Consider the following 22,563-nt stretch of genomic DNA (forward strand, 5'->3'; position numbering starts at 1 on the left):
GCCGGCTCCCGCGCCCCTTCCTAACAGAGGAGGCCTACCCTTCGCGCAAAATCACGCAGAGCTGGGCGACCTCCTCCTCCGTGTTGTAGTAGTGCACGGAGGCGCGTACCAGCTCTTCCAGACCGCGGTCCGTCATGTCGAGTCGCGTCGACGGTGCGCGGGACACACTGACGTTAATCGACTGAGCGGCCAGCCGTGCCTTGACCTCGTCGGCGGGCGTGCCGTCCAGGGTGAAGGTGACGATGCCGCACCGCTCGGCTCCTTGGTCGTGCACCTGGCAGCCGGGCAGTTCGGTCAGCTGCTCCCGCAGGTGGTCCGCCAGCGTGTAGACCCGGTCCCGGATGTTCTCCGGCCCCCAGCTGAGCGCCTCGTCGATGGCCACGCCCAGGCCGAGCCGGGCGGCCACGCTGTACTCCCAGTTCTCGAAGCGGCGCGCGCCCGGCTGCACCTCGTAGCGTGCGGGCGCCACCCAGCGGGCACCGTGGAGGTCGAGGAAGGGCGGGTCGAGTCGGTCGAGCGCCGCCCGGCGTACGTAGAGCAGGCCCGTGCCGCGGGGGGCGCGCAGGTACTTGCGGCCGGTGGTGGACAGCAGATGGCAGCCGATCTGCGCGACGTCGATCGGGAGCTGGCCGACAGACTGGCAGGCGTCCAGCAGGAACAGCGCGCCGACCTCCGCGGCCACCTTGCCCACCTGTGCCGCCGGGTTGACCAGGCCGCCGTTGGTCGGGATGTGCGTGAGCGAGATGAGCCGGACGCGCTCATCGGCCATCCGGCGTAGAGCGTCGACGGAGATCTGGCCGAGCCCGTCGTTGGGCACCACCTCCACCTGGACCCCGAAACGCTCGGCGACCTGGAGGTAGGCGATGAAGTTGCTGGCGTACTCCGCCTTGCTGGTGAGGATACGGTCGCCGGCCCGCCACGGCACCGCGTAGAAGGCCAGATCCCACGCGCGGGTTGCGCTGTCGACGACCGCGATCTCGTCCGGCGCGCAGTTCAGCAGACGGGCCGCCGAGGCATGGACCTCGGCGAGCTGATCGGCGACCTTCGCCGCCGCCTCGTATCCGCCTATTTCCGCTTCCAGCCGCAAGTGGTCGATGACGGTGGACAGCACACCGCTCGAGGGCAACGCGGATCCCGCGTTGTTGAAATGAGCGACATTTCCGACGCCGGGCGTCAGCGCCCGGGCCGCAGCGACGTCGATCATGAGGCCACCAGCCGCAGGAAGGCCCGGACCCGCGGATGATCGGGCGTGGTGAAGAACCGCGACGGCGGCCCTTCCTCGATCACCATACCGCCGTCCATGAACACGACCCGGTCGGCCACCTCCCGCGCGAACGCGGTCTCGTGCGTCACCACCACCATCGTCATCCCCTCTCCCGCGAGCTCGCGCATAACCTGGAGCACCTCCGCGTGCAGCTCGGGGTCGAGCGCCGAGGTGGGCTCGTCGAACAGGATCACTTCGGGCTCCATGGCCAGTGCCCGGGCGATGGCGACCCGCTGTTTCTGCCCGCCCGACAGCTTCGCCGGGTAGCAGTCGCACTTGTCCGCCAGTCCCACCCGAGCCAACAGTTCCCGACCTCGGGCCGCCGCCTGGGCACGCGGGACTCGCCGTACGGAAACCGGGCCCTCCATGACGTTCTGCAGGGCAGTCAGGTGCGGGAACAGGTTGAACTGCTGGAAGACCATGGCGGTACGGCGGCGCAGCTCCCGGAGCTGCCCAGCCGGGTGGCGCACGCCGCAGGCCAGCTCGGTGCCACAGACGCTGACCGTGCCGGCCTCCGGCTCCTCGAGCAGGTTCAGGCAGCGGATCAGCGTGGTCTTGCCCGAGCCGGACGGGCCCATGACCACGACCACCTCGCCCCGCCCCACGTCGAGGTCGACGCCCTTGAGCACCTCCAGGTCCCCGAAGCGCTTACGCAACCCGCGAACGCTGACGATCATGCGTACGCCCTCCTCATCCGCCGCTCCAGCGCCTGCTGGCCGATCTGCAGCAGTGTGTTGACCACCCAGTACAGGAGTCCGACCAGCAACAGCGCCTCCATATAGCGGAAGGTCGAGGTCCCGATGCCCTCGGCCACCCGGGTCAGCTCGACGACGGTGACCGCCGAGGCGAGCGAGGTGTCCTTCATCAGCGCGACGAACCTGCTCCCCACGGCCGGGGTCGCGATCCTGATCGCCTGCGGGAAGATGATCCTGCGCAGGGTCTTCCAGTACGGCATGGCCATCGAGGCCGCCGCCTCCCACTGTCCCTTGTCGACGCCGAGCACCCCGGCGCGGAAGTTCTCGCTCAGGTAGGCGGCGCTGAACAAGGTGAAGGCGATGATCGCGGACGGGATGGGCGGGATCTCGAGCCCGAGCTGCGGGAGCCCGAAGTAGACGATCATTACCTGGATGAGCAGAGGCGTGCCCCGGAACACCGATACGTAGGCGGCGGCCAGCGCCCGCAGCACACGGCTGGACGAGATGCGGGCGAGCGTCACCAGGGCGCCCACCGCGCTACCGAGGACGAACGAGACCACGCCCAGGACGAGCGTGACGCCAAGACCGGTGAGCAGGTCGGGCAGGAAGTCGATCAGGAGGTCCATCAGACCCCCTTGAGCTGCTCGGCCATGTCGAGGCCGCCGAGCCACTTCTTCGAGATCGCGCTCAGCGTCCCGTCGGAGATCATGTCGCCCAGGGCCTTGTCCACGGCCTGCTTGAAGGTCGTCGAACCCTTGGCGAAGGAGATGCCGTTGACTTCCGACTCCAGCAGAGGACCCGCTGGCTTCACCGTGAGGCCGTTCTTCTGAGCCAGGAAGGCGCCCTGGAAGCGGGAGACCAGGGCGGCGTCCGCTCGGCTCCTGGACACCTCGGTCAGACCCAGCGTGGCGTTGTCGTAGGTCTTGATGTCGGCGCCTGGGATCGACTTCTTGGCGAACGCGGCCTGGGTCGTGCCCGCGGTGACCGCGACCTTCTTGCCTTTCAGATCGGTCAGACCGCCGATGTTCGACCCGGCCGCCACGAAAATTGAGATGCCGTTGACCTCGTAGGGGCGGGAGAAGTCGACCTGTTTCTTCCGCTCGTCGGTGATGGTCTGGCCCGAGATCACCGCGTCGAACCTGCCCGCCTGGACTCCGGCGATGAAGCTCTGAAAGTTGGAGGGGACGAACTCGACCTTGGCGATCCCGAGCCGCTTGGCCAGTTCATTGGCCACGTCTACGTCATAGCCTGCGGGCTTGCCGTTCTCCAGGAAGTTCCATGGCGGGTTGGCCTGGGTCTGCGCCACCCGGATGACGCCTGCGGCCTTGACTCGTTGGAGGAGATCACTCTGGGCTTGGCCGGAGCCGCATCCGGCGACTGCGGCGATTAGGACGATGGAGAGTGAGGAGCGGATCATGGCGTGGACCCTTCATACCTCTGGGGGGTACAGCCGTCCGGTCTACGGTCTCTCTGGCCCGCATACTTCGTCAAGTACCCCCAAGGGGTAACTTTCGGACAAACCGAAGTGTGCCATTTGTGCCGTGTCCGCGCAGGAAGGCAGTGTTTCGCCGTCGCGAGGCAGGCTCGCCAGTTTGGTGCCGGTGTGCGACGGTGCACTGGCACTGGCGTGCGTACGGAGTCCAAGGTGCCTTGCCAGGCAGGCCGCCAGCCATCGGACCGGTGCGGGTGGTGCACGACCCAGCAGAAGTCCTGCGCGTTCGGCCCGGGGACGTGTCCATCGACACCAGCACGTCATCCGACGCCGGTGACAGGGTTGAGCAGGGCTTGGGCGGCGACGAAGGCGGCCACGGCGAAGACGAGATAGGCGAACCATCGGCGCAGTCGTCCGGCGTCGAGGAAACGGGCCAGGCGGGCGGTGGCCAGTGCCCCCGTCACCGCGGCCAACGTGAAGGCCGCGGTGACGGTGTAGTCCAGCCGGACGTCCGCGGTGTGGGCGACGAAACCGGCCACCGAGTTGACCAGCACGATGAGCAGGGATGTGCCAACCGCGGCCGTCATCGGCAGCCCGAGCCCGAGCACCAGCGCCGGGATGACGAGGAAGCCGCCGCCGACCCCGAACAGGCCGGTCAGCAGGCCCACGGCCGCCCCGGCGGCGACGGCCTTGGGCAGGCAGCCGCGCCAGTTCACCGCGCCGCCGGGCAGCGCGCACGCCCCGCCACGTACGGCCTGCTCGGCGAGCATCCGCCAGCCGGCCGCCATCATGAGCGCGGCGAACCCGATCAGCACGGCCTGGGCGGGCAGCAGCCGGTTCAGGGCGGCGCCGCCGAACGCCGCTGTCGCGCCCGCGGCGCCGAACACCGCGGTGATGCGCCAGCGCACCTGCCCTGCGCGGATCCGGGGGAGCGCGGCGGCGGCCGAGGAGATTCCCACGACCAGCAGTGATGCCGGGACTGCGGAGGCCAGTGGCATGCCCGCGCCGTAGATCAGGGCGGGCATGGCGAGGATCGATCCGCCGCCGCCCAGCAGGCCGAGCAGCACGCCGATCATCAGGCCCAGGCCGAGCGCGGCTAGCACGGCCAGTCTCCGCCGCCCGCCGCGGGGGCACCGTGCTGACGGCTCACGCGCCTCTTTTCTCTGTGGTCAGGCCGCTCAACACGTTTGCCAAGTCGGTACGCGGGCCGCGGTTGTAGGGCAACCTGGCTAGGGCCATGCCCATGGCGCACGTACCCGAGACCGCGGCGAAGACCAGGCCGCCGCCGATGAGCGCCGCGAACCATTTGGCCGCCGGGAAGGCGACGCTGGCCAGGATCGAGACCAGCACGACGGAGCCGGCGACCAGGCGGACCTGGCGTTCGAGATCCCAGCGGGGGCGCCCGGTCTCCACGGGCGCGCCGGTGGCCTGCCAGGCGACGAGCCCGCCTTCGAGGACCCGAATGTGGGGTAGCCCCGCGTCGGTCAGGGCTTGGGCGGCGATGGTGGCGCGCTGCCCGGAGCGGCAGATCAGCACCGCTTGCTCGTCCAGGTGGGGCCGCAGCTCGTCGCGGTGCTCGCGCAGCAGGTCCAGCGGGACGTTACGAGAGCCGGGGACGTGTGCGGCCTCGTACTCGCCGGGAGTGCGCACGTCGATCAGCCGTGGCGCGTCGCCTGAGTTCAGCAGGTGCCCCAGCGCCGCGGTGTCGATGGTGGTCAAGAGGTCTCCTGTTCAGGTGTGGTGGTGATAGGTAGCCCGGCGTCGGCGGCTCGGGCGTAGGTGTCGTCGATGTGCACCACGCGGCGGCCGGCGCGGGCCAGCAGGCTCGCGGCCGCCGCGGCCCGGTAGCCGGTGCCGCAGTGCACCCACACCGTTCCTTCCGGCACCTCGCCCAGGCGTTCCGGCAGCGCTGGGAGCGGGATGTGCACGGCGCCGTCCACGTGGCCAGCGCGCCATTCCTTGCCCATGCGCACGTCCAGCACCACACCGGGCATGGGCAGATCACCGGCCGGGCGGCCCGCGTGGGCGGCGGCCAGGTCCGCGAAGGTCGCGGTGGCCAACCCAGTGAGCAGATCCTGGTCGTGCCCGGCCCACTGCTCGACCGTGCCGGTCGCTACGGCGGCCGGGCGGTCGACGCCGATGCGGGCCAGCTCGCGCTGGGCGGCGGCGACCTGCTCGGCCGAATCGCCGAGCAGCGTGACGGGCGCGCCCCAGGGGGCCAGCCAGCCCAGCCAGGTCGCCATCGGCCCGTCCAGGCCGAAGCTGAGCGTGCCGGCCAGGTGCCGGTGCGCGAAGGCCTTGCGAGAGCGCAGGTCCACCACCCACTCGCCGGCCTGGACGCGGGCCCGCAACTCCGCGCTGTCGGCCGGCCGCACCGGGGTCAGGTCGATCGGCTCCGCGCCGGCGGCGTTGTGCGCCCCCATATGGGCGTAATAGGCCGGGTAGGCGTCCAGCTCGTCCAGGACGTGGGCGACGAAGTCGTCAGCCTCCAGCTGCAGCACCGCGTTGACGTCCTTCTCCCGGCCGATGGTCGAGCCGACCGCGTCGGACTGCGTGGCCGCGCAGAAGCTGCCGAACCCGTGCGTGGGCCAGATCCGCGCACCGTCGGGCAGCAGATCGGCCAGTCGCCGCGCGGAGGCGTGCTGGTGGCGGGCCAGGGGCCGGGCGTGCTCGGCGCCCAGGAGATCGGTACGCCCGGTGCTGCCGAACAGCAGCGACCCCCCGGTGAACACCCCCGCCGGCTCGCCTGGACCGGCCAGCACGTAGGACAGGTGGTGGAAGGTGTGCCCCGGCGTACCCACCGCCTCCAGCCACATTTGCCCGGAAACGGCAATCCGATCGCCATCGGCGACCGGCACCCGGTCGAAGGCGACCTCCTCGGCCCCGGCGACCAGGTACGCCGCTCCGCTCACCCGGGCCAGCGCCAAACCGCCGGAGACGTAATCGTTGTGCAGGTGGGTCTCCACCACCTGGGTGACACGCACGCCCAGCCGTCCGGCCAGGGCGAGGACGCGATCGATGTCGCGCTGCGGGTCGATCACCACCGCGACCCGCCCGTCGTGGGCCAGGTAACTGCGATCGCCCAAGGAAGAGGTCTCGATCACCTCGACCTGAATCGTCATCTTTTACACTCCTTTCAAATACCCGGGGGGGTATCCTGACGACAGACGAGCGCACCCGCCTTCCCCATCAAGAGGTCACGAAAGAGCGAGGAACAGCTTCTCCAACCGCTCAGGACTGATCGGCGGCGTCTCGCCGCGCTCGCGCGCCACCTGACACTGCTGCAACCCGGTCGATATGATCTTGAACCCGGCCCGGTCAAGTGCCTTGGACACCGCCGCCAACTGCGTTAACACCTTCTCGCAGTCCTCGGCGTTCTCGATCATCGCGATCACCCCGCCCAGCTGGCCATGAGCCCGCTTCAACCGGGTCAGCGCGTCACCCAGGACGGTCGCGTCCATCTCCACCCCAACCACCTCCGGGCCCAGGATACCCCCAGGGGTACATGGCATCGACGGGCCGGATCATCCGCCGGTAGCCCTCGTCGTGGAGGAACTGCAGCACGGTTGGGTGGGAAACGGCCACCCTGACCCCGTAATCGGCTTGTTCCGTTTGAAGATCTCGGCGGGGCTGTGGCGCCGACGGCTCTTGTCATTGCCGCGGTCGCGCGCATCATCGCCAGCACCCGCCATCCCGCCTCCTCGACGGCTGTCCCGACACGTCGGGAGGGGCCATGGGGCGTCTGAACGGGGCTTCTGCTGCTCGTCGGCACGCGCATGGATCAGGTGCCCCCGGAAACCCATTTGAACCCGCCAATGCCATGGAGAGGCGTTCATACGGACGGTCAAATGACGGTCAAATGATCAAGGGCCCGGCTCTCAATCTTGAGAACCAGGCCCTTAACCTGCGACAACTCTGTCGGGGTGGCGGGATTTGAACCCACGACCTCTTCGTCCCGAACGAAGCGCGCTGCCAAGCTGCGCTACACCCCGGTGCACGCCGTCTTGCGCGTGCTTGGAAAAGTCTAGCGGACTCCCAAGGTACTTGTGACCGTGTCAGCGGCGGGGAACGAGCGTGAGCAACGATGCCTCCGGGAAGCAGGCGAAGCGGGCCGGGGCGTACGGGGAGGTGCCGAGGCCCGCGGAGACGTGGAGCCAGGCGTTGTCGTGGCGGCTCAGGCCCTTGACTCTGGCCCGGTCGATGCCGCAGTTGGTGACCAGGGCGCCGTAGAAGGGGATGCAGAGCTGGCCGCCGTGGGTGTGGCCGGCGAGCAGGAACTGGTAGCCGTCCTCGGCGAAGCGGGTCATGTTGCGCGGCTCGGGTGAGTGCATGACGCCCAGGCGGAGGTCGGCGTCCGCGGGGGCGGGACCGGCCACGAGATCGTAGCGGTCGCGGGAGATGTGGGAGTCGTGGATGCCCGCCACCGCCACGTCCAGGTCGCCCACCTTGATGCGGGCCGTGGTGTTGTTCATGTCGAGCCAGCCCTCGGCGGCCATGCCCGCTCCCAGCTCCTCCCAGGGCAGGGTGGGGATGTGCTGGCGGCGCTCGTTCTTGGACGTGCGCCAGAGGTAGCGGGCCGGGTTTTTGGGCTTCGGGGCGTAAAGGTCGTTGGAGCCGTAGACGAAGAGGCCCGGGCGGGAGAGCAGGGGCTCCAGGGCGTACAGGAGTGAGGGGACGGCGTCCGGGTGGGCGATCGAGTCGCCGGTGTTGACGACCAGGTCCGGCTTCAGCGCGCCCAGGGAGCGCACCCAGTTGATGAGCATCGTACGGCGGGGCGTCAGATGCAGGTCGGAGAGGTGGAGAACGCGTACGGGACGCTGGCCGCGCTCCAGCACGGGCACGTCGAAGCGGCGCAGCCGGAACCAGTTGCGCTCCACCACAGAGGCGTAACCCAGCCCGGCGAGGCCGAGACCAAGCATGGACAGTGGCACTGCGACGGCTTTTCTCACGTACTCATGATGCCCGACATCCGGCGCGAGGCGTCCGCGCCGGTCCGCGCAGACGGCAAGATGGACCGCATGAGCGCAATGAAGGACAAGCTGAAGGCCGACCTGACGGCCTCCATGAAGAGCCGGGACGAGCTACGTCTCCGGACGATCCGGATGGCACTGGCCGCGGTGAACGTCGAGGAGGTCGCCGGCAAGGAGGCCAGGGAGCTGACCGACGACGAGATCATCAAGGTGCTGACCAAGGAGGCCAAGAAGCGCCGGGAGGCGGCCGAGGCGTTCGGGAACGCGGGGCGGGCCGAGCAGGCGCAGGCCGAGTTGGACGAGCAGGCGGTGCTGGAGGAGTACCTTCCGGCGCAGCTCTCCGACGAGGAGCTGGAGGCCATCGTCGACGCCGCCGTCGCGGAGACCGGCGCTGCCGGGCCGCAGGCCATGGGGCAGGTCATGAAGGTCGTCAACCCGAAGATCGCGGGACGGGCCGAGGGCGGACGCGTCGCCGCGGCCGTTCGCGCGCGTCTGGCGGGCAAGTAGCGGTTTGGGCAGCGGCCGGTCGTGACGACGGGGCCGGTGACCTACCGCCCGCGCCCGTGGCCCTGCCCGTTACCCGGCTGGTCCCCGTTCGGCGGGTTGAAGATGTCGAACGGGTCACCGCCGTCCGTAGGCCCCTGCCCGTCCTTGTTGTCCTTCTTCTTGGGCGGCTTGGGCGCGCAGTTCTCCGTGCATCCGCCGAACCGCGACTTGTCCACCGGGGTGAACTCCGTCGGCTCGACCCCCTTCAGCGCGGACATCATCGAGTCTTTCCAGATCCGCCCGGAAATGGAGGCACCGTACACGTACGAGTAGTACCGCCCCCCGATCGTGATCCCGATCAGCTTGTGGGACGAGGTGCCGCGCGGGTCGCCCAGGCTGACGGCTGAGGCCAGGTTGGGGGTGTAGCCGGCGAACCAGGCCGACATGTAGTTGTCGGTCGTGCCCGTCTTGCCGGCCGCGTCCCGCCCGATGCCGCCCACCTCGCGCATCGTGCCCTTGGTGAACACCCCGGACAGGATGCCGCTGACCGCGTCGGCGACCTCCTCCTCCAGCACCTGCGAGCACTTCGGCTTGTACTGCTTGGCCTTGCCGTTCCTGTCCTTGATCTCCGTGATCGCGAGCGGCTTGCAGTACTGCCCGCGCGAGGCGAACACCGCGTACGCGCTGGAGATCGTCACGGGGTCGACCTCGTTGACCCCCAACGTGAACGTCTCCACCTCGGACAGCTTGTCACCGTCGGCCCGCTTGACCCCGAGCTTCTTGGCCATCTTGACCACGCTGCAGAGCCCGACCTCCTGCTCCAGCCTGAGGAAGAACGTGTTCACCGAGCCCCAGGTGCCGGTCTCGAGCGTCTTGAAGCCGCCGCCGCCCTCGCTGGAGTTGCGCACGGTGTGGGACGGGTCGCCGACGTTCTCGCCCTTGCAGTTCTTGAACGTGCTGTAGCCGCCGGCCGTGTAGCCCGCGGGGGCGGGGAAGCCGTCGCCGTACTTGAGCCCTTCCTCCAACGCCGTGGCCAGCGTGTAGACCTTGGCCGTCGAGCCCTGCTGGAACCCGCGCCCGCCGCCGTGCGCCGCGTCGGCCACGATGTTGTAGCTCATCTCGTTCTTCTTCTTGCTCCCGCCGAACTTCCGCGAGGCGGCCATCGCCTTGATCTCGCCGGTGCCGGGAACGACCATGGCCTGCGAGGCCACGGGCTTGTCCTTCTTGGAGACGTACTTCTTGATCGCCTTCTCGGCGGCGGCCTGCATCTTCGGGTCGATCGTGGTCTTGATCTCCAGGCCGCCGCGCTGGAGCAGCTTCCTGCGCTCGTCCTGGTTCTTCCCGAAGTCCTCGTTGTTGAGGATCTCGTACTGGACGTAGAGGCAGAAGTACGGGAATTTGCTGGCCTCGCAGCCGCCGGGCGCCTTGATGTTCTTCCAGCCCAGCTTCTTCGCCTTGGCCTCGTTGGCCTCCTGAAGCGAGATCTTGCCGATCTGGGCCATCCGGTCGAGCACGGTGTTGCGCCGCTGCAGGAGCCGCTCCCGCGACTCGGGGCCGACGCTCGGGTCGGTCCTGGCGGGGTTCTGTACGGCGCCGGCGAGCGTGGCCGCCTCTACGAGGTTGAGCTCGGAGGCCGGCTTGTCGAAGAAGCGCCTGGCCGCGGCCTGGACGCCGTGGGCGCCGGCGCCGAAGTAGGCGATGTTCAGATATTTCTCGAGGATCTGGTTCTTGGTGTACTTCTTCTCGATGGCCATCGCATAGCGCAGCTCCGACAGCTTGCGCGAGAGCGTCGGGGCGATGGCGGCCTGCTGCTCCTCGGGCGTCTCGGCCTTGTTGAGCAGCACCTGCTTGACGTACTGCTGCGTGATGGACGAGCCGCCCTGCATCACGCCGCCGCTCGAGAAATTCTTGAGGAGAGCTCTCGCCGTTCCCTCAACATCGATCGGCCCGTGCTGGTAGAAACGGAAGTCCTCGATCGCGATCAGGGCCGTCTGCATGATCGGGGCGACCTTGTCGAGGGGCACGGACTGGCGGTTCTCGTAGTAGAACTGCGCGATCTGCTTGCCGTTCGCGTCCCTCAGGAGCGTGCGCTCGGGCAGAGGGGGTTCGTCGAGCTCTTCGGGCTTGAGGTTGAGGCTTTCCACAGCGCTCTTCGTGGAGATCCCCGCCCCGCCGACCGCGGGAAGGGCCACGGCGGCCGCGAGCACCCCGGCAGTGGTTCCCGCGATGATCAGACGCAGGATGCCGAGGACAGGGTTGGAGCGATCTTTGCGCTGCGCTTGCACGCTACCAAGGGTACGTCGAAACTCTGACCTTTCCGGTAGCACGACACCATTTCACCTTGACTGATGGGGGTGACTAGTCATTCCCGGTCAAGACTGCCGCGAGAAATTGGTCCTCTGGGGTCTGTCGGCCCGAACGTGAAGTTGCGTACGTTCTTCCTCTGCGGCAACTGAATACGGAGGCTCGGCGCCCGCGCCCGTCGGCCCCAAATGACGACTGACCACCTAAGGGGAGTGGGGTCGAACAATGTGGATCACGGATTGGACCTCCCGTGCCGCCTGTAAGGGTGCGGATCCGGATGCCCTGTTCGTGCAGGGCGCCGCGCAGAACAGGGCCAAGCTCATCTGCCGTGGCTGCCCGGTCCGTACTGAATGCCTCGCCGATGCACTGGACAACCGCATCGAGTTCGGGGTGTGGGGCGGTATGACCGAACGCGAACGGCGTGCACTGCTTCGACGGCGGCCTGACGTGGACTCGTGGCGCGACCTGCTCGAGTCGGCCAAGGAAGAGTACGAACGAACCAACGAGCTGATCGCGGGCTGAGTCAAGCCCGGCGAGCCGAGTACGGCCGGCGCCGTCCGCCGGCCGTACTTTTTATGCGCTCGCCAGCAGGGCCCCGATCTGCCGCAGACCAGTGAGATCGTGGACGTCCTCGGACATGGCGCGAACCTGCACCACGGGCACCGTGGGGTGGGCCGAGATGAAATGCTCCTGCTCACGGCCTTCGCGGGCCGCGAGCTGCATACGCCCGGCGTGCAGCCGCAGCACGGCGGCGGTCAGCTCGTGCTCACCCCGCGACTCCAGGGCTTCCGCGGCCGCGGCGCTACGGGCGGCTGAGAGGACCGTGGCGGGTGACATGTGCACGCGGTTGACCACCAGGCCGGCCAGCGGCATGCGCTCCTCGGCGAGCCGCTCGACGAAGTAGGACGCCTCCCGCATGGCGTCCCGCTCGGGCGCGGCCACCACCAGGAAGGCCGTGCCGGGGGCCTGCAGCAGCTTGTACGTCATCTCGGCCCGCTGCCTGAACCCGCCGAAGACGGCGTCCAGGGCGGACACGAACGTCTGCAGATCCTTGATCACCTGCGCGCCCAGCAGCTTGGTCATCACGCCTGCCATCAGCCCGAACCCGGCGTTGAGCAGCCGGAACGCGCTGCGTCCTCCGGCCTTGGCGGGCGCCGTGAGCAGCCGGATGAACCGCCCGTCGAGGAAGCGCCCGAGCCGCTCGGGAGCGTCGAGGAAGTCGAGCGCGGACCGCGATGGCGGCGTGTCCACGATGATCAGGTCCCACTCGTCCGAGCGGCGGAGCTGGCCCAGCTTCTCCATGGCCATGTACTCCTGCGTGCCGGAGAAGCTGGAGGAAAGCGACTGGTAGAAGGGGTTCGACAGGATCTGGCGGGCCCGCTCGGGGTCGGCGTGCGCCTCGATGATCTCGTCGAACGTGCGCTTCATGTCGAGCATCATGGCGTAGAGCTGGCCGCCGCCATCGGGCGAGGTGACCAGGCGCGGGGTGTTGTCCAGCTCGGTCAGCCCCATCGACTGGGCCAGGCGCCGCGCGGGGTCAACGGTGAGTACGACCGCGCACCTGCCGCGCTCGGCCGCCCGCAGCCCGAGCGCCGCCGCGGTCGTGGTCTTGCCCACGCCGCCGGAGCCGCAGCAGACGATGATCCTGGTGCCCTGGTCGTCGAGAATCGCGTCGATGTCGAGCGCTGCCGGCTTCTTCACGCTGCTCCTTGGGTGCGCATGCTCTCTGCCAGCTCGTAGAGGCCGGCCAGGTCCACGCCGTCGGCCAGCAGCGGCAGCTCGTAGCTCTTCAGCCCCGCCTCGGCCAGCGAGTCGCGCTCGGCGCTCTCCAGCTCGGTGCGGCGGGCGTGCTCGACGATCTCTTCCGCGAGCGCCTCGGCGAACGCCGAGGCCTCCGCGCCGTCGGCCACCCCGGCCGCCTTGAGTCCGAGCACGAGCTCCCCGGTGTCGAATCGGCCGTTGACAGCAGTGTCAAGAGCGGCCTGCGGGAGCAGTGATTCGCGGACCATATTGATGAAAATTCCACCAGCGGGGAGCCCCGCTGATCGCAATTCGGAGATGCCGTCAAGGGTCTCCTGGACGGGCATCTCCTCCAGCAGTGTCACGAAGTGCACGGCCGTTTCGGGAGATTTCACGACTCCGTTGACCAGGTCGGAGTGGTTCTTGATCGGCCCGACCTTGGCCAGGCCGGCCACCTCCTGGGTGACGTTCAGGAAGCGCGTGATGCGACCGGTCGGCGGCGCGTCGAGGACGACCGCGTCATAGACCCTGCGGCCGTTCTTGCCCCGCCTGCGCACGGCCTCGGTCGTCTTGCCGGTGACGAGCACGTCGCGAAAGCCGGGGGCCACGGTGGTGGCGAAGTCGACGATGCCCATCTTGGTCAGCGCCCGGCCCGCCCTGCGCATCCCGTAGAACATCTCCATGTAGTCGAGCATGGCCTCTTCGGGATCGATGGCCAGCGCGTACACGTCGCCGCCGGCGGGCGCGACGGCGATCTTGCGTTCCTCGTAGGGCAGCGGTGGCAGATCGAAGATCTGCGCGATGCCTTGCCTGCCCTCTACCTCGACGAGCAGCACCTTGCGGCCGCCGGCGGCCAAGGCGAGCGCGAGAGCGGCGGCCACGGTCGTCTTGCCGGTGCCGCCCTTGCCTGTGACCACATGCAGCCGCACGCCGGCCCAATCCGTGTCCGGAGACTCCACGACTCGAGGCTACCGAAGGGTCACTTGCGGAGAGCCGAGGACCACCCTTTGAGATTGCTCACACTATGGTGCGCCGCGTTCAGCGGTGCGCCACAGGCTGCGGGTCTCAGGGCCTACTCTGGCCCTCATGAAGAAATGGGAGTACCTCACGGCCCCCTTGCTGATCCACAACACCAAGATGATCCTGGACAACTTCGGCTCCGACGGCTGGGAGCTGGTCCAGATCGTGCAGGGTGCCTCGCCCGAGCAGCTGGTGGCCTACTTCAAGCGGGAGAAGCAGTGACGCCGGAGCAGAAGATCGCGGATCTGGGCCTGAAGCTGCCCGAGGTGCCGGCGCCGGCGGGGGCCTACGTGCCTGCCGTGCGCACGGGAAATCTCGTCTACACCTCCGGGCAGGTGCCGTTCGTCGACGGCAAGCTGCAGAGGACCGGCAAGGTCGGGGCCGACCTGACCACTGAGGAGGGCGCGGAGCAGGCCCGCATCTGCGCGCTCAACGCCCTGGCCGTGCTGAAGGCCGAGGTGGGCGACCTGCGGAAGGTCGTGCGCATCGTCAAGGTCGTGGTGTTCGTGGCCAGCGATCCGGCCTTCACCGAGCAGCCCAAGGTCGGCAACGGCGCCAGTGAGCTGCTCGCCGAGGTGCTGGGCGAGCCGGGCAGGCATGCCCGCAGCGCGGTGGGCGTGGCGGCCCTTCCGCTGGACGCACCCGTGGAAGTGGAGCTTATCGCCGAAGTAGCCTGAGGCACTATGACCGATGTGACCGGGTTGCTGCTTCCAGCCGAGCTCGCCGCGCGGGCGCGGGACCTCCTCGCGGGGCGGGTCGAGCCGGTCCCGACACGCGATGCCGCCACAGTCGTCATCTTGCGAGAGGGACTGGAGGTCTACCTGCTGCGGCGGAAGTCCACGATGGCCTTCGCGGCGGGCGCGTACGTCTTCCCCGGCGGCTCGGTGGACGTCCGCGACACCGACCAGGCCGTGGCCTGGGCCGGCCCGTCACCGGCGGAGTGGGGCGCGGTCTTCAACGCCGGCGAGGAGGTCGCGCGGGGCCTGGTGTGCGCGGCCGTGCGCGAGACGTTCGAGGAGTCGGGCGTGCTGCTGGCCGGTCCCGGGCCCGACTCCGTGGTCGCCGACACGACGGGGGACGACTGGGAGTCGGACCGGGTGGCGCTGATCGACAGGAGCCTGTCCTTCGCCGACTTCCTCGCCAGGCGGGGCCTGGTGCTCCGGTCCGACCTGCTCAAGCCGTGGGCCCACTGGATCACGCCGGAGATCGAGCACAGACGCTTCGACACGCGGTTCTTCGTCGCCGTGCTGCCGGAGGGCCAGCGCACCCGTGACGTCGGCGGTGAGGCCGACCACGTGGCCTGGAAACGCCCGGCGGAGGCGATCGAGCTGGCGCACCAGGGCGAGATCTTCCTGATGCCGCCCACTTACCGTACGCTGACCGAGCTGTCGGCCCATGACAGCGTGGCGGGGGTCCTGGCCGAGCGCCGGGAGATCGTGCCGATCATGCCGAGGGCCGTCGAGATCGAGGGCGAGATGCGGCTGGTGACCAGGTGAGCGGACTGCACATCCCCATCGGCACGCCCGACGGCTCCCGTACGCGACACGCCGAGAACCTGCTCGCCCCCAACCCCTCCGTCATGACGCTCGACGGAACCAACACCTGGGTCATCGGCGAGCACGAGGTGGTCGTCGTCGATCCCGGGCCCGACGACGAGTCGCACCTGCGCCGCGTACGCGACCATCTGGGGGAGCGTCGCGTCACCGAGATCCTGCTCACCCACGGGCACATCGACCACAGCGGCGGCGCCAAGCGGTTCGCGGAGATGGTGCGCGCCCCCGTGCGGGCGCTCGACCCGCGACACCGGCTCGGCGACGAGGGACTCGCCGACGGCGACGTGGTCACCGTGGACGGCCTGGAGATCCACGTGTACGGCACGCCGGGCCACTCGTTCGACTCGCTCTGCTTCTGGCTGCCGCAGGACCGCGCGATGCTGACCGGCGACACCGTGCTCGGCAGGGGCACCACGATCATCGCCCGCGACGGCGGCCTGGCCGACTACCTCCGCAGCCTCGACCGGCTGAGAGCGGCCGCGGAGAGCCTGGAGGCGCGGGCGCTGCTGCCCGGCCACGGCCCGGTGCTGCCCGACCCGATCGGCGCGCTCGACGGCTACATCGCCCACAGGCGCGAACGGCTCGACCAGATCAGGGCGGCGCGCGAGCAGGGCGCGCGCACGCCGCGCGAGATCGTCAAGGTCGTGTACGCCGACGTCGACCGCTCACTCTGGGCCGCCGCCGAGATGTCCGTCGTGGCCCAGCTCGACTACCTCGACCGGTTGTAGAGCCGGTCCATGTCGAGGATGACCACGGCCTTGGCCTCGATCCGCAGCCAGCCGCGCTGGGCGAAGTCGGCCAGCGCCTTGTTGACCGTCTCGCGCGAGGCGCCGACGAGCTGGGCCAGCTCCTCCTGGGTCAGGTCGTGGTGGACCCGCAGACCGTCGTCGGTCTTGGTGCCGAACCGCTCGGCCAGGTCGAGCAGCTGCTTGGCCACCCGCCCCGGCACGTCGGTGAAGACCAGGTCGGCCAGCACGTCGTTGGTGCGGCGCAGTCGCTGGGCGAGCGCGCGCAGCAGGTGGAGCGCCACCTCTGGGCGGCCGGTCAGCCAGGGCCGCAGGTCGTCGTGGCCGAGCCCGGCCAGACGCACGTCGGTCAGCGCCGTCGCGGAGGCCGTGCGCGGCCTCGGGTCGAACAGCGACAGCTCGCCGAACATCTCGCTCGGCCCGAGCACGCTCAGCAGGTTTTCCCGTCCGTCAGGTGAGGTGCGGGACAGCTTGATCTTGCCTTCCAGCACGACGTAGAGGCGGTCGCCGGTCTCGTTCTCGTGGAAAAGCGTCTGTCCCTTGGAGAGCTGGACCTCAGTGATGCTCGTACGCAGCGCCGCGGCGCTCTCGCGGTCCAGCGCGGCGAACAGGGGGGCCTTGCCCAGCACATCTTCGGTGTTCACTCTGCCTCCTCTGCTGCCATTGTGACTCACCCCACTCCGCGTGGCACACACAGGTTATGGGAATGCCGGAGTGTTCTGCGCTTTTAGGATGAGTCGCATCCAGGGGAAAGTTACCGGATGCCCTGATTTCAGGGCGTATCGGCCCTCTCCTGAGGCGTCAGGAAGCCAGAAGGTCGTCCACCGAGGCCACCGCCGCGGCCACCGATTGGCCGAGCAGCACGCGCAGTACGTCGGCCGCCCGGGGGCGGGTCGTGGGGTCGGGCCGGCGGCACTGCCGTACCGCGAGGCGCAGGGCGGGAGGCAGAGCGGCGGTGTCGCCGTCAGTGCGGCCGGTCCCCGCGAAGACCACCAGGTCGGCCCAGGCCCACATGTCCTCGGCCGCGGAGCCCGGCGTGACGCCGGGCCGCCAGCCGATCAGCACCTGGCCGTTGCCGCCGAGCGCGACGCTCTCATGGCTGAGCCCGAGCCCGACGTTGCCCCGCGCGTGCAGTCTGGCCACGGCGGAGGCGCAGGCCAGGGCCAGGCGATGCAGCGCCTGCCCGTTGAGCGGCCCCGATGTACGCACGAACTCCGACAGCACCGCACCCTGACCGCTCATGGCCACCGCCTCCTGTGTCGCCAGGTTGTACGCGAGCAGGGCCGTCCTGGGTTCAATCGTTCGCGAGAGCTTCTAGTCTTGCGGCATGGGCACGAACGCGGCGGGGCGCAAGCCGGAGACCCAGCTCGCACTGGTACGTCGGGCGCGCAAGATGAACCGCATCCTCGCGGAGACCTACCCAGAGGCCCACTGCGAGCTCGACTTCGGCAACCCGTTAGAACTTCTGGTCGCGACCATCCTGTCCGCGCAGTGCACGGACAAGCGGGTCAACATGGTCACTCCCATCCTCTTCGCGAAATATCCGACGGTGACCGACTATGCCGCCGCGGATCCGTCCGAGATGGAAGAGATCATCCGCTCGACCGGCTTCTTCCGCGCGAAGACCAACAGCATCATCGGCATGGCCAGGACGGTGTGCGAGCGTTACGGCGGAGAGGTGCCCGGCAAGCTGAAGGACCTGGTCACCCTGCCGGGCGTGGGCCGCAAGACCGCCAACGTGGTGCTGGGCAACGCGTTCGACGTGCCGGGGCTCACCGTCGACACCCACTTCCAACGGCTGGTGCGCCGCTTCGGCTGGACCGAGGAGACCGATCCCGTCAAGATCGAGCACGCCGTGGGGGAGCTGCTGCCCAGGCGCGAGTGGACGATCTTCTCGCACCGGGTGATCTGGCACGGCCGCCGCATGTGCCACGCCCGTCGGCCCGCGTGCGGCGTGTGCCCGCTGGCCGCGCTCTGCCCGTCGTACGGCACCGGCCCCACGGCGACGGCCGAGGCCGCGAAGCTCGTCAGGTCCGGACCCTTCTCCTGATCAAGGGAAGTCCCCGGAGGCCCGGCGTGTTGGAGGATGCGTGACCGAAGTGCCCGACTGGCTCGACATACTGGCGGCGCAGGCCCAGCGGATCAGAGTGCCCAAATACCTGCGCCCTCCGGACGGGGCCGGGCGGGTCGCGGCGGTGCTGATGTTGTTCGGCGAGGGGCCGCTGGGTCCCGATGTCCTGCTCATCCAGCGCAGCACGCATGGGCGCAGGCACGCCGGCCAGCCCGCGTTCCCCGGCGGCGGCGTGGATCCCGACGACGGAGGGCCCGTCGAGGCGGCGCTGCGCGAGGCCGAGGAGGAGACGGGCGTCGACCCCTCCGGGGTCCACGTGCTGTGCACCATGCCCGAGCTGTACCTCAACCACAGCGACAACCGGGTCACGCCCGTGATCGCCTGGTGGCGCGAGCCGTCCGCCGTGCACGCGGCCTCACCCCGCGAGGTCGAGTCCGTGGAGCGGGTGCCGATCGCCGAGCTGGTCGATCCCGGCAACCGGGTCATGCTGCGGCATCCCAGCGGGATGGCGGGGCCGGCGTTCCGGGTGCGGGGGATGCTCGTGTGGGGGTTCACGGCCATGGTCCTGGACACCGTGCTGCGCGAGGGCGGGCTCGAACGCCCGTGGGATCCCACGCGGGGTGGAGGACCTCCCGCAGGAAACGATCAGGAGCTAGCGGGCCGATCTCAGCGCCACGCCGAGTGAGGCCCAGCCCGCCACGTCCTTGTCGCTGTCGGCCGCCAATGCGCGCAGCGTCTCCAGGCCCGCCCGGTCAGGGGGGTCGCCGAGCACGTGCTGCAGCGCGTACGCGGCGCCGTACCGCACCCTCGCGTCGTCGTGGCCGGCCAGCTCGATCACCGACGGCAGCGACCGCGGGTCGGCCAGGTGGCCGAAGGCGATCAGCACCGAGTAGAGGACCATGGCGTCGTCCTCGCTGGCGGCAAGGTAGCGCAGGACCGGCAGCGTACGGTCCACGAACGGCCGCAGCATCCCCATGATGTCCACGCCGAGCAGGCGTTCGGTCACGGTTTCCCCGGCGCACAGCCGGCGGGCCTCGATGAACGACTCCAGGTCGCCGCGCTGGCGCAGCACGGAGATCACGTGCCAGCGCAGGGGGCCGTCAGGATCGGGGTCGCACAGAGCGGCCTCGATGAGATCGCGCACAGTTCCCTCGGCCGGCGGCATACCGCCCAAGGTAGACACGCTGTAGCGCGGTCCTGGCCGAAGACGTGCACACTTGACCGTATCCCTGGTTACCTTTGAAGCGTGCGCGGTGATCTGCTTGACCTCATCTTGATCGGCCTCGTGATCGCCTTCGGTATCTCGGGTTACCGGCAGGGCTTCATCATCGGAGTGATGAGCTTCGTGGGGTTCGTGGGCGGAGCCGTGCTCGGCGTCTTCATCGCGCCGCCCATCTCCAAGGCCGTGGTCAGCGGCGACACACCGCAGGCGCTGCTGGCCATCGTGATCGTCTTCCTCGCCGCCACCATCGGCCAGTTCGCCTCCTCGACCCTCGGCGCCGTCGTGCGCAGCCACGTGACCTGGGAGCCCGCCAGGGTGGCCGACGCGGTCGGGGGCACGTTCTCCAGCGCACTGTCCGTGCTGGTCATCGCCTGGCTGATCGGCTCGCTGATCGTCTCCACGGCCTTCACCCCGCTCGTCGACCAGGTGAAGAACTCCGCGCTGCTGACCACGGTCGACGAGGCGATCCCGCAGGCCGCGCGCGACTGGCAGCAGCCGTTCAAGAAGTTCATCGACCGCTCGGAGTTCCCGCCCGTCTTCGACGCGATCGGCGCGGACCAGCTCATCGACGTGCCGCCGCCCGATCAGAGCGTGCTGCAGGGCGCCAAGCTGAGCCGGGCCCGCCGGGGCATCGTCAAGGTCCAGGGCAACGCCGAGAGCTGCAACAAGCACATCGAGGGCACCGGCTTCGTCTACGCTCCTGACCGGATCATGACCAACGCCCACGTGGTGGCGGGCGTCACCCGCGACCTACAGGTCATCGACTCCAACAACACGCCGCACGCGGCCACCGTCGTGCGCTACAACCCGCGGCGCGACATCGCCATCCTGTACGTGCCCGGGCTGAGCCTGCCGCAGCTCGCCTTCGACGGCGACGGCGGGCGGGGCGACAACGCGATCATCGCCGGGTTCCCCAAGAGCAAGGGGTTCACCGCCGAGCCGGCCAGGATCGGCCGCCAGCTCGACGCCGAGGGGCCCGACATCTACCGCGACACCACGGTCCGGCGCAAGGTCTACGCGATCCGCGGCCGGGTGCTGCCCGGCAACTCGGGCGGCCCGCTGCTCACGGTGGACGGCCGCGTCTACGGCGTGATCTTCGCCGCCGCGACCAACGAGGCCGACACCGGCTACGTCCTGACGGCCGAGGAGGTCGCCCCCGACGCGGCCCAGGGCAGAAACGACACCACGCAGGCCAGCACCCAGCAGTGCGACTGACCGTCCCGTAGGGCCCGCTCCCTGCCGGCTAGCCGGGGAGCTTGTCCAGGATCAGGGCGATGGCCTCGTCGGGGTCGCTGTCCTGGCTCAGGCCGGAGGCCGCCTTGCCGACCGGGTCGTACGCGCCGCCGTACCCCTGGGCCTTGGCGGCGCCCCGGCTGAAGAGGGTCACCGCCCCGCGCCCGTTGCCGCGCTGGAGGTGCGTCAGCCCGACGCAGATCTGCGCGAGGCCCTGCCACAGGTCGCGCTCCTCCTCGGGAGCGCATTTCCAGCGGCCCTCGAACACCTCGTGCGCGTTGAACGGCAGGCCCTCGCTCAGGAAGCGGCGGCCGTCGGCCAGGGCCTGCTCTGTGGTGGGCGAGTAGTCGTCGGGGACCCTGGCCACGCCGGGCTCGCCGTAGGGGAGCGGCCTGCCGTACGCGTCGCGCGGCCTGGCGCTACGCGGCCTGCCCTCGGAATCGCGGTCTCTCATCGGTCGGGCTCCGGATCGGCCAGCCAGCCGAGCAACTCGGTGTCGAACACGTCGGGGATCTCCTCGTGGGGGAAGTGGCCGGCTCCTTCGAGCAGCCGCCACCGGTACGGAGCCGCCACATAGCGGCTCGAACCCTGCGCCGTACGTGGCAGGAGGCGCGGGTCGAGCGCCCCGTGCAGGTGCAGCGTGGGGGCCTCGATCTCGGTGCGCATGGCCCTGGCGTAGCGGCGGCCGTCGGGGCGCAGCTGGGAGCGGCCGAACCAGCGGTGGTACTCCAGAGCCGAGTGTGCCACGGCAGGGATGCGGAACGCCTCGCGGTAGATCCGCGCGGTCTCAGGGTCGGGCCACCCAGGGCGCGACCACTCGTCCAGCAGCCGGCCCACCAGGGCCGCTTCGCGGCGCCTGAGCCGGTGCTCCGGCAGCAGCGGCAACTGGTGGCCGAACGTCTGCCCGCTGGCCTTGAGCTGGCCGAACAGATCGGTGAGCAGCGCGCTGCGCAGCCGCAGCGGATGCGCGGCGGACACGGCGACCAGCCGGCGCACGCACTTGGGGTCGAGCACGGCCATCGTCCAGGCCAGCAACCCGCCCCAGTCGTGCCCGACCACGATCGCCCCGGTCTCGCCCAGCGCCCTGATCAGCCCGGTCGCGTCGGCGGCCAGCGTGGGCAGGTCGTAGCCGCGCGGCGGCTTGTCGCTGCCGCCGTAGCCGCGCAGATCGGCCGCGACCGCCCGGTATCCGGCCTTCGGTAGCGAGACGAGCTGGTTGCGCCAGGTCCACCAGAACTGCGGGAACCCGTGCAGCAGCAGCACCAGCGGTCCCTCGCCCGCCTCGACGACGTGGAAGCGGGTGCCGCCCGCGTGGACCGCGCGATGCGTCCAGGGCCCCTCGATCTGTACGACCGACTCGTCAGGTGCCATCGCGTGTCACCGGCCCGCGATCGGGACGGAGCGCGGGGAGCGCCTCGTCCTCGGGCGTGGCGATCTCCTTGAGCCCCTTGATCGACCTTGCGGTGCGCTTCATCCCGGCCAGCCCCTTGAGCCGCCTGATCCCGAGGAACACTCCCAGACCCGCGAGCAGCAAGTAGATCACGGTCACGATGAGGAAGGCGAGCCAGATGGGCATCACCAGGGCCAGCGCGTACGCGATCGCGAAAGAGGCGAGGATCAGGCACAGGTGCGCCATGAAGGCGGCCGCGGCGAACAGGCCGCCGGCGGTGCCGACCCGCTTGGCGTCGAACCTGAGCTCGGACTTGGCCAGCTCGATCTCCGAGCGGACCAGGTCCGAGATGTGACTGCTCGCCTGGGCGACCAACGAGCCCAGGGATTCTTCCTCGGGAGTCTGCGGCATGAACGTCTCCTATCGAGGCCTGGCGG

The 22,563-nt window shown here is 69.5% G+C and carries 27 protein-coding genes and 1 tRNA gene; 9 read left to right on the top strand and 19 right to left on the bottom strand.

The window, feature by feature from the left end; all coding sequences use genetic code 11:
- Positions 1 to 34: 34 nt before the first annotated feature.
- The 10 genes from ACQPWU_RS02220 to ACQPWU_RS02265 form a co-directional block, all read right to left on the bottom strand.
- Positions 35 to 1,204, bottom strand: a complete 1,170-nt coding sequence (locus ACQPWU_RS02220) for an aminotransferase class V-fold PLP-dependent enzyme (protein WP_433436608.1) — start codon at positions 1,202 to 1,204, stop codon at positions 35 to 37.
- Complete coding sequence (locus ACQPWU_RS02225) at positions 1,201 to 1,941, bottom strand: amino acid ABC transporter ATP-binding protein (protein WP_433436610.1); 741 nt, start codon at positions 1,939 to 1,941, stop codon at positions 1,201 to 1,203. Before ACQPWU_RS02225 ends, ACQPWU_RS02220 begins: the two co-directional genes overlap by 4 nt.
- A complete protein-coding gene (locus tag ACQPWU_RS02230; protein ID WP_433436612.1) occupies positions 1,938 to 2,585 on the bottom strand; it encodes an amino acid ABC transporter permease in 648 nt (215 codons plus the stop codon). Before ACQPWU_RS02230 ends, ACQPWU_RS02225 begins: the two co-directional genes overlap by 4 nt.
- Positions 2,585 to 3,376: a transporter substrate-binding domain-containing protein gene (locus ACQPWU_RS02235; protein WP_433436614.1), complete on the bottom strand. Its 792-nt coding sequence runs from the start codon at positions 3,374 to 3,376 to the stop codon at positions 2,585 to 2,587. The genes ACQPWU_RS02230 and ACQPWU_RS02235 overlap by 1 nt, the downstream gene beginning before the upstream one ends.
- 335 nt (positions 3,377 to 3,711) lie before the next feature.
- Positions 3,712 to 4,494: a sulfite exporter TauE/SafE family protein gene (locus ACQPWU_RS02240; RefSeq protein ID WP_433436616.1), complete on the bottom strand. Its 783-nt coding sequence runs from the start codon at positions 4,492 to 4,494 to the stop codon at positions 3,712 to 3,714.
- Between the two features lie 43 nt (positions 4,495 to 4,537).
- Complete coding sequence (locus ACQPWU_RS02245; RefSeq protein ID WP_433436618.1) at positions 4,538 to 5,110, bottom strand: rhodanese-like domain-containing protein; 573 nt, start codon at positions 5,108 to 5,110, stop codon at positions 4,538 to 4,540.
- On the bottom strand, positions 5,107 to 6,513 hold the full coding sequence (locus ACQPWU_RS02250) for an MBL fold metallo-hydrolase (RefSeq protein WP_433436620.1): 1,407 nt from the start codon (positions 6,511 to 6,513) through the stop codon (positions 5,107 to 5,109). Before ACQPWU_RS02250 ends, ACQPWU_RS02245 begins: the two co-directional genes overlap by 4 nt.
- Positions 6,514 to 6,588: 75 nt before the next feature.
- Entirely contained in the window at positions 6,589 to 6,852 is a 264-nt protein-coding gene (locus ACQPWU_RS02255; RefSeq protein ID WP_433445140.1) for a metal-sensitive transcriptional regulator, read from the bottom strand.
- Between the two features lie 457 nt (positions 6,853 to 7,309).
- Positions 7,310 to 7,383: transfer RNA gene (locus ACQPWU_RS02260), tRNA-Pro, on the bottom strand.
- A gap of 63 nt (positions 7,384 to 7,446) precedes the next feature.
- Positions 7,447 to 8,310 carry a metallophosphoesterase gene (locus tag ACQPWU_RS02265; RefSeq protein WP_433445141.1) on the bottom strand — a complete coding sequence of 288 codons (864 nt, stop codon included), beginning with the start codon at positions 8,308 to 8,310 and terminating at the stop codon, positions 7,447 to 7,449.
- 99 nt (positions 8,311 to 8,409) lie between these two features.
- Between ACQPWU_RS02265 and ACQPWU_RS02270 the strand changes: the two genes are divergently transcribed.
- Positions 8,410 to 8,868, top strand: coding sequence for a GatB/YqeY domain-containing protein (locus ACQPWU_RS02270; protein ID WP_433436622.1), 459 nt, complete (start codon positions 8,410 to 8,412; stop codon positions 8,866 to 8,868).
- Positions 8,869 to 8,909: 41 nt separating this feature from the next.
- Here the strand turns inward: ACQPWU_RS02270 and ACQPWU_RS02275 are convergent, their stop codons facing one another.
- Complete coding sequence (locus ACQPWU_RS02275) at positions 8,910 to 11,132, bottom strand: transglycosylase domain-containing protein (RefSeq protein ID WP_433436624.1); 2,223 nt, start codon at positions 11,130 to 11,132, stop codon at positions 8,910 to 8,912.
- A 244-nt stretch (positions 11,133 to 11,376) separates the two neighbouring features.
- On the opposite strand from ACQPWU_RS02275, the gene ACQPWU_RS02280 reads away from it, so the two are divergent.
- The gene (locus tag ACQPWU_RS02280) at positions 11,377 to 11,673 is read left to right on the top strand and encodes a WhiB family transcriptional regulator (RefSeq protein ID WP_090771382.1); all 297 of its coding nucleotides are present in this window, start codon (positions 11,377 to 11,379) and stop codon (positions 11,671 to 11,673) included.
- A gap of 51 nt (positions 11,674 to 11,724) precedes the next feature.
- Here ACQPWU_RS02280 and ACQPWU_RS02285 read toward each other — a convergent pair whose 3' ends face one another.
- Both ACQPWU_RS02285 and ACQPWU_RS02290 read right to left on the bottom strand, forming a co-directional pair.
- Positions 11,725 to 12,852: an ArsA family ATPase gene (locus tag ACQPWU_RS02285; RefSeq protein ID WP_433436627.1), complete on the bottom strand. Its 1,128-nt coding sequence runs from the start codon at positions 12,850 to 12,852 to the stop codon at positions 11,725 to 11,727.
- Positions 12,849 to 13,850 carry an ArsA-related P-loop ATPase gene (locus ACQPWU_RS02290; RefSeq protein WP_433436629.1) on the bottom strand — a complete coding sequence of 334 codons (1,002 nt, stop codon included), beginning with the start codon at positions 13,848 to 13,850 and terminating at the stop codon, positions 12,849 to 12,851. The genes ACQPWU_RS02285 and ACQPWU_RS02290 overlap by 4 nt, the downstream gene beginning before the upstream one ends.
- 127 nt (positions 13,851 to 13,977) lie before the next feature.
- Here ACQPWU_RS02290 and ACQPWU_RS02295 point away from each other — a divergent pair, with 127 nt between their 5' ends.
- The 4 genes from ACQPWU_RS02295 to ACQPWU_RS02310 are packed head-to-tail and all read left to right on the top strand — an operon-like array spanning position 13,978 to position 16,192.
- Positions 13,978 to 14,133: a DUF4177 domain-containing protein gene (locus ACQPWU_RS02295; RefSeq protein WP_242374205.1), complete on the top strand. Its 156-nt coding sequence runs from the start codon at positions 13,978 to 13,980 to the stop codon at positions 14,131 to 14,133.
- A complete protein-coding gene (locus tag ACQPWU_RS02300; protein ID WP_433436631.1) occupies positions 14,130 to 14,588 on the top strand; it encodes a RidA family protein in 459 nt (152 codons plus the stop codon). The genes ACQPWU_RS02295 and ACQPWU_RS02300 overlap by 4 nt, the downstream gene beginning before the upstream one ends.
- Positions 14,589 to 14,594: 6 nt before the next feature.
- Entirely contained in the window at positions 14,595 to 15,407 is an 813-nt protein-coding gene (locus ACQPWU_RS02305; protein ID WP_433436633.1) for an NUDIX hydrolase, read from the top strand.
- On the top strand, positions 15,404 to 16,192 hold the full coding sequence (locus ACQPWU_RS02310; protein ID WP_433436635.1) for an MBL fold metallo-hydrolase: 789 nt from the start codon (positions 15,404 to 15,406) through the stop codon (positions 16,190 to 16,192). Before ACQPWU_RS02305 ends, ACQPWU_RS02310 begins: the two co-directional genes overlap by 4 nt.
- Here the strand turns inward: ACQPWU_RS02310 and ACQPWU_RS02315 are convergent.
- The gene (locus ACQPWU_RS02315) at positions 16,174 to 16,854 is read right to left on the bottom strand and encodes a Crp/Fnr family transcriptional regulator (RefSeq protein ID WP_185069893.1); all 681 of its coding nucleotides are present in this window, start codon (positions 16,852 to 16,854) and stop codon (positions 16,174 to 16,176) included. The genes ACQPWU_RS02310 and ACQPWU_RS02315 overlap by 19 nt on opposite strands.
- A 157-nt stretch (positions 16,855 to 17,011) precedes the next feature.
- Positions 17,012 to 17,452: a hypothetical protein gene (locus ACQPWU_RS02320; protein ID WP_433436637.1), complete on the bottom strand. Its 441-nt coding sequence runs from the start codon at positions 17,450 to 17,452 to the stop codon at positions 17,012 to 17,014.
- 85 nt (positions 17,453 to 17,537) lie between these two features.
- Between ACQPWU_RS02320 and nth the strand changes: the two genes are divergently transcribed.
- Together nth and ACQPWU_RS02330 are read left to right on the top strand one after the other, a co-directional pair.
- Positions 17,538 to 18,260, top strand: a complete 723-nt coding sequence (gene nth, locus ACQPWU_RS02325) for an endonuclease III (RefSeq protein WP_433436639.1) — start codon at positions 17,538 to 17,540, stop codon at positions 18,258 to 18,260.
- A gap of 40 nt (positions 18,261 to 18,300) precedes the next feature.
- Positions 18,301 to 18,966, top strand: a complete 666-nt coding sequence (locus ACQPWU_RS02330; RefSeq protein WP_433436641.1) for an NUDIX hydrolase — start codon at positions 18,301 to 18,303, stop codon at positions 18,964 to 18,966.
- Here the strand turns inward: ACQPWU_RS02330 and ACQPWU_RS02335 are convergent.
- Positions 18,934 to 19,446 (bottom strand): HEAT repeat domain-containing protein, encoded by a 513-nt coding sequence (locus tag ACQPWU_RS02335; protein ID WP_360690827.1) that lies wholly within the window; start codon positions 19,444 to 19,446, stop codon positions 18,934 to 18,936. The genes ACQPWU_RS02330 and ACQPWU_RS02335 overlap by 33 nt on opposite strands.
- Positions 19,447 to 19,527: 81 nt before the next feature.
- Here ACQPWU_RS02335 and ACQPWU_RS02340 point away from each other — a divergent pair, with 81 nt between their 5' ends.
- Positions 19,528 to 20,718, top strand: a complete 1,191-nt coding sequence (locus tag ACQPWU_RS02340) for a MarP family serine protease (RefSeq protein WP_360690830.1) — start codon at positions 19,528 to 19,530, stop codon at positions 20,716 to 20,718.
- Positions 20,719 to 20,746: 28 nt separating this feature from the next.
- Here the strand turns inward: ACQPWU_RS02340 and ACQPWU_RS02345 are convergent, their stop codons facing one another.
- Genes ACQPWU_RS02345 through ACQPWU_RS02355 form a run of 3 tightly spaced genes read right to left on the bottom strand, consistent with a single transcriptional unit; the run spans position 20,747 to position 22,537 of the window.
- Positions 20,747 to 21,190 carry a DUF309 domain-containing protein gene (locus ACQPWU_RS02345; protein WP_433436644.1) on the bottom strand — a complete coding sequence of 148 codons (444 nt, stop codon included), beginning with the start codon at positions 21,188 to 21,190 and terminating at the stop codon, positions 20,747 to 20,749.
- Entirely contained in the window at positions 21,187 to 22,107 is a 921-nt protein-coding gene (locus ACQPWU_RS02350; RefSeq protein WP_433436646.1) for an alpha/beta fold hydrolase, read from the bottom strand. Before ACQPWU_RS02350 ends, ACQPWU_RS02345 begins: the two co-directional genes overlap by 4 nt.
- Complete coding sequence (locus tag ACQPWU_RS02355; RefSeq protein ID WP_433436648.1) at positions 22,097 to 22,537, bottom strand: phage holin family protein; 441 nt, start codon at positions 22,535 to 22,537, stop codon at positions 22,097 to 22,099. The genes ACQPWU_RS02350 and ACQPWU_RS02355 overlap by 11 nt, the downstream gene beginning before the upstream one ends.
- Between the last annotated feature and the right edge of the window lie 26 nt (positions 22,538 to 22,563).

Origin of the sequence: Nonomuraea sp. CA-141351 (assembly GCF_050944675.1) — a bacterium.
Lineage (GTDB): Bacteria > Actinomycetota > Actinomycetes > Streptosporangiales > Streptosporangiaceae > Nonomuraea.